The organism is Synechococcus sp. N5, assembly GCF_900473925.1.
In the GTDB taxonomy this organism is placed as follows: domain Bacteria; phylum Cyanobacteriota; class Cyanobacteriia; order PCC-6307; family Cyanobiaceae; genus Parasynechococcus.
Genome location: NZ_UCNI01000003.1, coordinates 65,925 through 72,182 on the forward strand (window position 1 = coordinate 65,925; position 6,258 = coordinate 72,182).

7 protein-coding genes are annotated in these 6,258 nt (G+C 53.3%); 2 read left to right on the plus strand and 5 right to left on the minus strand.

All coding sequences use genetic code 11. The features are described 5' to 3' along the window. The first annotated feature begins 150 nt into the window (after positions 1–150). Entirely contained in the window at positions 151–579 is a 429-nt protein-coding gene (locus tag DXY03_RS04705) for an NINE protein (protein WP_206749721.1), read from the plus strand. Positions 580–742: 163 nt separating this feature from the next. Here the strand turns inward: DXY03_RS04705 and DXY03_RS11830 are convergent, their stop codons facing one another. After that, entirely contained in the window at positions 743–1,261 is a 519-nt protein-coding gene (locus tag DXY03_RS11830) for a hypothetical protein (RefSeq protein ID WP_136987636.1), read from the minus strand. Positions 1,262–1,536: 275 nt separating this feature from the next. On the opposite strand from DXY03_RS11830, the gene DXY03_RS04710 reads away from it, so the two are divergent. Then, entirely contained in the window at positions 1,537–1,854 is a 318-nt protein-coding gene (locus DXY03_RS04710) for a BRCT domain-containing protein (RefSeq protein ID WP_170951978.1), read from the plus strand. 855 nt (positions 1,855–2,709) lie between these two features. Here DXY03_RS04710 and DXY03_RS11835 read toward each other — a convergent pair. The 4 genes from DXY03_RS11835 to DXY03_RS12210 form a co-directional block, all read right to left on the minus strand. Next, positions 2,710–3,333, minus strand: coding sequence for a hypothetical protein (locus DXY03_RS11835; protein WP_136987637.1), 624 nt, complete (start codon positions 3,331–3,333; stop codon positions 2,710–2,712). Continuing rightward, positions 3,333–3,806, minus strand: coding sequence for a hypothetical protein (locus tag DXY03_RS04720; RefSeq protein ID WP_115009385.1), 474 nt, complete (start codon positions 3,804–3,806; stop codon positions 3,333–3,335). The genes DXY03_RS11835 and DXY03_RS04720 overlap by 1 nt, the downstream gene beginning before the upstream one ends. Before the next feature lie 784 nt (positions 3,807–4,590). Then, a complete protein-coding gene (locus DXY03_RS04730) occupies positions 4,591–4,749 on the minus strand; it encodes a metallothionein (protein WP_115009387.1) in 159 nt (52 codons plus the stop codon). Between the two features lie 768 nt (positions 4,750–5,517). After that, on the minus strand, positions 5,518–5,679 hold the full coding sequence (locus tag DXY03_RS12210) for a hypothetical protein (protein WP_170951979.1): 162 nt from the start codon (positions 5,677–5,679) through the stop codon (positions 5,518–5,520). Positions 5,680–6,258 lie beyond the last annotated feature (579 nt).

Consider the following 6,258-nt stretch of genomic DNA (forward strand, 5'->3'; position numbering starts at 1 on the left):
CCTAAACATCCCTAACCAAATAAGCATTACTTCAAAACGGCAGCCCGGAGGTAACAGACCTAAGACAGTCGACATCAAGCTGTTTCCTATCCAAGAATCTGCTGCTAGAAAGCGTCTAACGATAATCGAGTGGCGATGAAGGAATCGACGTTGAAGCAGGTCGAGCTACTGTCACCGGCGCAGGAGGCTTCCTTCAACAGTAGATATGAGGATAAAAAGAAAGATCCGACAACAGCACTTTTGCTTTGCCTGATTCTTGGAGGCATTGGTGCTCACGAATTTTATCTTAACAACGTCAACAAAGGAGTTATTTACTTAGTTTTTTGCTGGACTTTTATACCTGGGGTTATTGCGCTTATTCAGCTCTTCACTATTCAAAAGCGGGTGAAGGATGAGAATGATGCAATTGCACAGAAGATCCTTGCAGGAATTAAAGATCAAGGCCCGATCGGCTCAATCGGAGCAGGTAATGTTGCTGGAGTCGAAGCCGATCTAACAAAACTCCAAGAAATGCGTGATAGTGGAACTATTAGCGAAGACGAGTACCAACAACTTCGCAAGAAGTCGCTGGGTCTTTGAATTTATCAGAGCGAATTGCATAAAAATCGCCAGTTTAGAGCAGCAGAAGTTAGTATCTATAAGTATTAGTAGTAAGCCGTTTTGCTTCAAAATGGCAAGCTGCAAAAAACTGCTTCAGATTTGATCGTCTTAAGAGGCCTTGTAGACAGCCAGTGTACAGGTGTTATCGGACTGTTGAGTAAAGCAGTCTTCCTTGGTAATCGAAGCCGCAAGTTGCGTCTCCCATGGCATATCCCCCAAATGAGTTCCTGGCTCTATATGAGATCTCAGTTCGAACCATTTCGGATTCATTATCTTTTGAGCCTTTGTAGAAGTATGAGTCTGCTGTTCTATAGCTGTCTGGATCTTTGAGTTTTGCCTTAATTCCTTCTTCGCAACGCCAGGTCATGGAAGCCCTTTTTGTTTTGATGAGTTGTGTGTGTATTGGGAGAGAATTGAATTCTCTTTGGGCTTCTCGTGCTTTCTCGGCTGCTCCTTTCCACCAAGTAGTGCCGATTGCTATTGCCGCCACTGCGATCCCAGCCACAGGAAGTAACACCGAGAGTGCTTCTTTGATTTGCTTTGACTCATATGCAGCTACTTCTGAAGCGTTGTAGTTCAGGTTGGGAGCCTTGCACCAAGGACAAACCTTGGATCGTGAGCCGTAGTCATCACCGCATGAATGGCATTTGACCTTTGCCATTAATTCAGTCTCGATTTCTGTCCATTCTGAAATGGCTCAGTCCCCACAACCCAGTTAGAGCTGTTTCTTATCCCCGCTGTCGTTGGGTCCGCCTGATGACAGCGGGTGGGTGCTCCCGCTTGACGGTTGCTGTTGCTGCCTTTCGCGGTCATCCGAGCCATGCCTACCGGCGCTGACTGTCTCAATAGCCCTTATGGAGCCAAGCTGGAGGCATCCACTGATCGGTGATGCCAAGCGAGAAGCTCATCAAGATCTTGCGGTCCAAAACGGACCTCATGGACGAGCAGATCATTCCCCTGACCGATGAAGAAGGTTGGGCAAAGGTCTACGAAGCAGAGGCTGCCGCCAAGGCTGAGCGCGACGCCAACCGCAAGCCCACGGTCCTGTTCTCCGGCTTCAACAATCCAGACAAGGCCGAGATGGCAGCCCATGCCGTGGCGCATGGTTTGAAGCCCGTCACCACCGTGACCAAAAAGCTGGAGTGTCTGGTGCTGGGTGAGACGCCAGGCGAAAAGAAGGTGATGAAGGCCGAGGAGTTGGGCATCAAAACCATGCACGCCCACGAGTATCTCCAGCTTTACGGCGACCAATAAAAAAGGGGAGTGGGAGTCCGGCTGAGCTCCCACTCCCACTTTCCTCAACGTGGATTGAGCTGTTTCTTGTCGCAGTTCACGGCTCCGTCCAAGTCGTTCGTCGCTCCCGTATGCCCGAGAATGGGTTGTTGCCCGACGGTTCGGACAGCTCTGTCAGAACTGTTATCCGGTGGCCTCCGCGCGACCACCCTGCTCTTGTCAGTGGTGTCGAACCTCCTCTCCAGACCTGGCTTATTTGAGAGAGGCTGCAAACCGGGTACAAGCTAGATATGACAGCACCTCTACCGGCGCTGACCCTCAACTGTGTTTACGTATTTCCTGGCTGCAGTACTGCATCCACTTAAGGAGGAAGGCCGCCCCTCCCAGGTGGAAGAGACGGCCTAGCTCGCTCGCTTGTGCATCTTTAACCCGCGATGTAATCAGGGGTTGAGAGGCCAGCCCACCTACGACGTGAATGGGGTGACCTCTCCTATTGCTCGCTTCCGACACCCCTGTGATGACGGAACAGGGGCCATGCCGTATGCCATTTCTGGCGTCGGGCGAAGTGTCGGGCCTTTCAAGCTCCTGGGGCCAAGGTTCCAGGTGATGGACCTTCTGACTCAGTGTTGAGTGCCCCCCGGCAGTGATGGTGCCGGGATTTAGGGCAAGCCCATGGATGGTGAGAAAACTCGTGGAGCAGAGGCTCGAAAGGTCAGGCGACTTCTAAAACCTGCTCGGTTGGACCGTCGTCTCTCATTGACGCCTCCGATCTCAATGGATTCACTCTCGTCAGCGGGCACGCACAAGGCAATCAGCCTTAACGCTCATTGCCTTGTGGGCCCCGACCATCTGATGTTGGGTTTGACGTGCTCGTCCTTAGAAGAACTTCTGCAAGACAGCAGGAATCTCCAAGTCCTTTGGTGAGTCGCATTGGCTGGCTTGTTCAGCAAGCTGCGCGAGAGCAACTGATTCCTCTGGAAGGGGAATGCTGCATTCGCAGACATTCTCTTTTTTGCGAGGGAAGCGATTACCCAGAAAAAAGGGCGGCAACTCCCAATCGCGAGAAATCAGCTCCTCACCATCCCCATCTGGCCGAGCAATCTGGTGCTCCAGCTTGAGGTCAATAACTTCCCCCCAACTGTTCCAAGGGCGTTGATCATCCATAAAACGCTGGTCAGGACAGGGAATCTTGAGGATGTCGGCGGCTCTGCACATATGGCGAAACCACCAACCAGACCAGTTCATCTCCATTACATGGTCAGCAACCTCATCCACAGCACAAACACCAGTGGTGATGTGCCATGGCGCTGGCTTGGGATGAGCATGACGCGCTGATTTTTCTAGGAACGTCAAAAGGCGTGGCAAGGCTGTTTTAAAAAAGGCCCGCTTTCGCTTTGAACACGTCCCGTCAAGAGCAACGTCTTCTGTGACGGACCATGGAGTCCAATCCAGTTGGCTCTCGTCTGTGCCGATGCCATTAGAGAGGGAGTCACTACCCATCAGAACGACAGCGGCAAGCCAGTAGGCAAAGGCGAGAGACCTAAACGCTGACGCTCGGCATTCATGACTTGGCGACCTTCTTCAAGAAGCTGCCGCCCTGCCTGCCGTCGTTTTGACCTGCACTCCTTGCCGTCCTGAAAAGTCTGAGCATCCTTTAGGCAAGCCTGAGTTGACTGGAACAAGGCGAGTCTCTTCTCATAGCTGCTGAGAAACCAATCGCGCCTCACTTGGAAAAGCTGCTGCTTTTGGCTTTCAGTCAGCTTCGCTTCCTCTTGCAACTGTCGTTCTTGCATTCTCCGTTGAATGCGACGTTGCAGAAAGGATTGAGCTTGACCCTCACTCTGGTACAGCGCGATTGCAGACAGAGCGAGACAATGGATAAGGAGGATCCCGCTCAAGCGAGCAGGCGAAAACGTCCGAGCCGAGTGGCTTTGGGTGGTGCCGAGGCCATCGGGACCAAGTTGTTTGCGCATTAGAAATCAACCCGCCTATGAGGCGGTACGAGGTGTTCGGTTCAGTTCGAATGTCCTCAGACCCGCCGTAGCGGGGATGTTTCGTCAGACGTTTTGAAGTTAGCAGTACTCGCGGGAGTCATCGGCCGTCTCAACTGTCCTTACCGGTAGTCCGACGTCTCTTTTGGTCGCTGCCATCGCGTCATTTGGAACTTCACTGATCCCATCGCCTCCGCGATGGTGTCACCGGAAGTTCAGTCGCATGGATCTTCCATCCAATGGAGCGAAACCATTGGGCGCTGATAACACCACTGACTCCTCTGTGATGAGCGATCCGAGGAGTCAGATCAGCGTTTCGGTTGGCCAAAACATTTCGACGAGTCATTTGGCCACTGCCATCGCGTCATCTGAACGGCAGTGCACCCCCAGCCGGGGTGATGGTGTCCTCGGAGTCCCCAAGACCTCCATCCCATGGTTTTTGTAGGAACCATTGGGCGCTGAGTGTCAGCGTTCGTTTCACGCCGACACAGCAAGCAACGGCCTGACTCCCTCTCTGGCGAGCGGGGAGTCAGTTCAGCGTTAGAAAGCTCCCAAGATCGCTTTATTGCCTGTGTCCACTCCCAAAGAACTCCAACGCGTTGAGCTGCTGAACTACACGAAAGCCAACGGAGAGGAGCTAATAGGGCTCGCCGTTGAATTGGCTGAAGACCCCAGCGGCGGCGTTCAAGTACGGGTGCTTATGGATGCAAATGTCGTCAGCGGGGTAACAGTGGTCCCCTTGCAACAAGGCGGTTGCTGCGACTAATCAGCAGCAGTCACAACTTGAGCAACATTGCTCTTCTCCGGCGTGACCATCAGCACAGGGCTGAGAGCAATAAATCTTTCCGTCTTTCTCGACGGATTTTTCAGGGGAAACGCTGCAGCCACATGGCTCACACGCGCATTGCTGGTTAGCGATTGGCATGGATTCGACGATCAACTCCCCTTGTCTTAAGTCGAAAGAACAACCAGCGCATCCCTCAACCGAGAGGATTGAACCTCACCGGTGGCCTGCAACGTTGGCGCGGATCATCTGACCACTGCCATCGAGTCGTATGAACGGCACTGCACCTCCAGCTGGGGTGATCTTGTCTGCGGAAGTTTCAATCGCATGGGCCTTCCATCCAATGGTTAGGCAATGCCATTGGGCGCTGATCAGAAGCTGGCTCCTTACTTCCTCTGAGGGGTCAGTTCAGCGTTTTCAATTGCCACAACGTTTCAGCGAGTCATTTGGTCGCTGCCATCGCCTCATCTGAAAAAGCGCAGCCCACGACAGGGGCGATGGTGTCTTTGGAGGTTCCTGTGCTGGGCATCTCCATCCAATGGCCTATCCACAGTCATTGGGGCGCTGTCCAAAAAAGCTGACTCCCTTTCTTTCCGGTCGGGGAGTCAGTTCAGCGTTATTTGACGGGTGGTGGGTTGCGCACGAGGCGGGCAAAAAAAAGGGGTAGGCCCCTCAGCCATACCCCCTCATGCGCGACGCAATGAAGGCACCACAGCCTTCCCTAAGACATTGGTTTGGCGGGTGCCCATATGTAACCCTCTGAACACAAATTAGGCATTAAGCCTTAGTAGGCCTTGGTGGGGACCATGCGAATCCAGGTGATGATCCATCTGGCGCGAGCACCACAGCAAACGCTCTGGGAGACGGAATGTTCGCGGGTTCCCTCGCCCGCGTCTCCCACTCATGCGATCAGGCAGCAGTGCCTCCCATGAGTTCTGACACGTTGGGCATGGGATCAGGCTGGCCATCAGCAATTGCTCGAGCGCGACGGTAAAACCAACTCTCCGTGTCCCCCTTGGCCTCCATGCTTTCGGCGATGGTCTTCCAGTTGTCGATTTCGGCTTGATCCATGGGCAGCAAATAAAAAAATCTCCAGAACCCCTCAGAACTGGAGACCGTCCAACTGCCTGATGCAGCTCTGCATTCAGACCCGTTGAAGCTATGAAGTGAGGCCTGGGTGCGGAGGTACGGATGACCGCTAAGCCTCCACAGAAGAGCCACGCGGTGTCGAAAAACGGGCATAAAAAAGGCGGGTCGTGCATTACCCGCCTGATCTGAATTCTCCGGTCGAGCTGTCCGGAGAAGTCGCAAAATCTGCGTAACGGAAATGTAGAAAACCCGTTGTTGCAACTGTGGATTCAGCACCCACGATGAGAATTAATACCTAAGGTTGAAGTTACGCGGCGTCGGTGCCGTCTGCGTCCCCTGAGTCAATGAGCCAGTCAGCTCATGTATTCAGCTGAACAGTTGAGCCAGAACTGAGTCACTACGGGACGGGCTAAGTCCAGCTTCAGAACGACTTGATTTGCGTCGAAGCCGGGTTGCGGGGATCTGCACCCGGCTTTTTCATGCCTTTCGTGGCTCAGGCTTCGACTTCAGCCTTCCGAGGAGCCTCTGTTGAAGTCTGCTCAGCTGTCTCGGCGTTGTGAT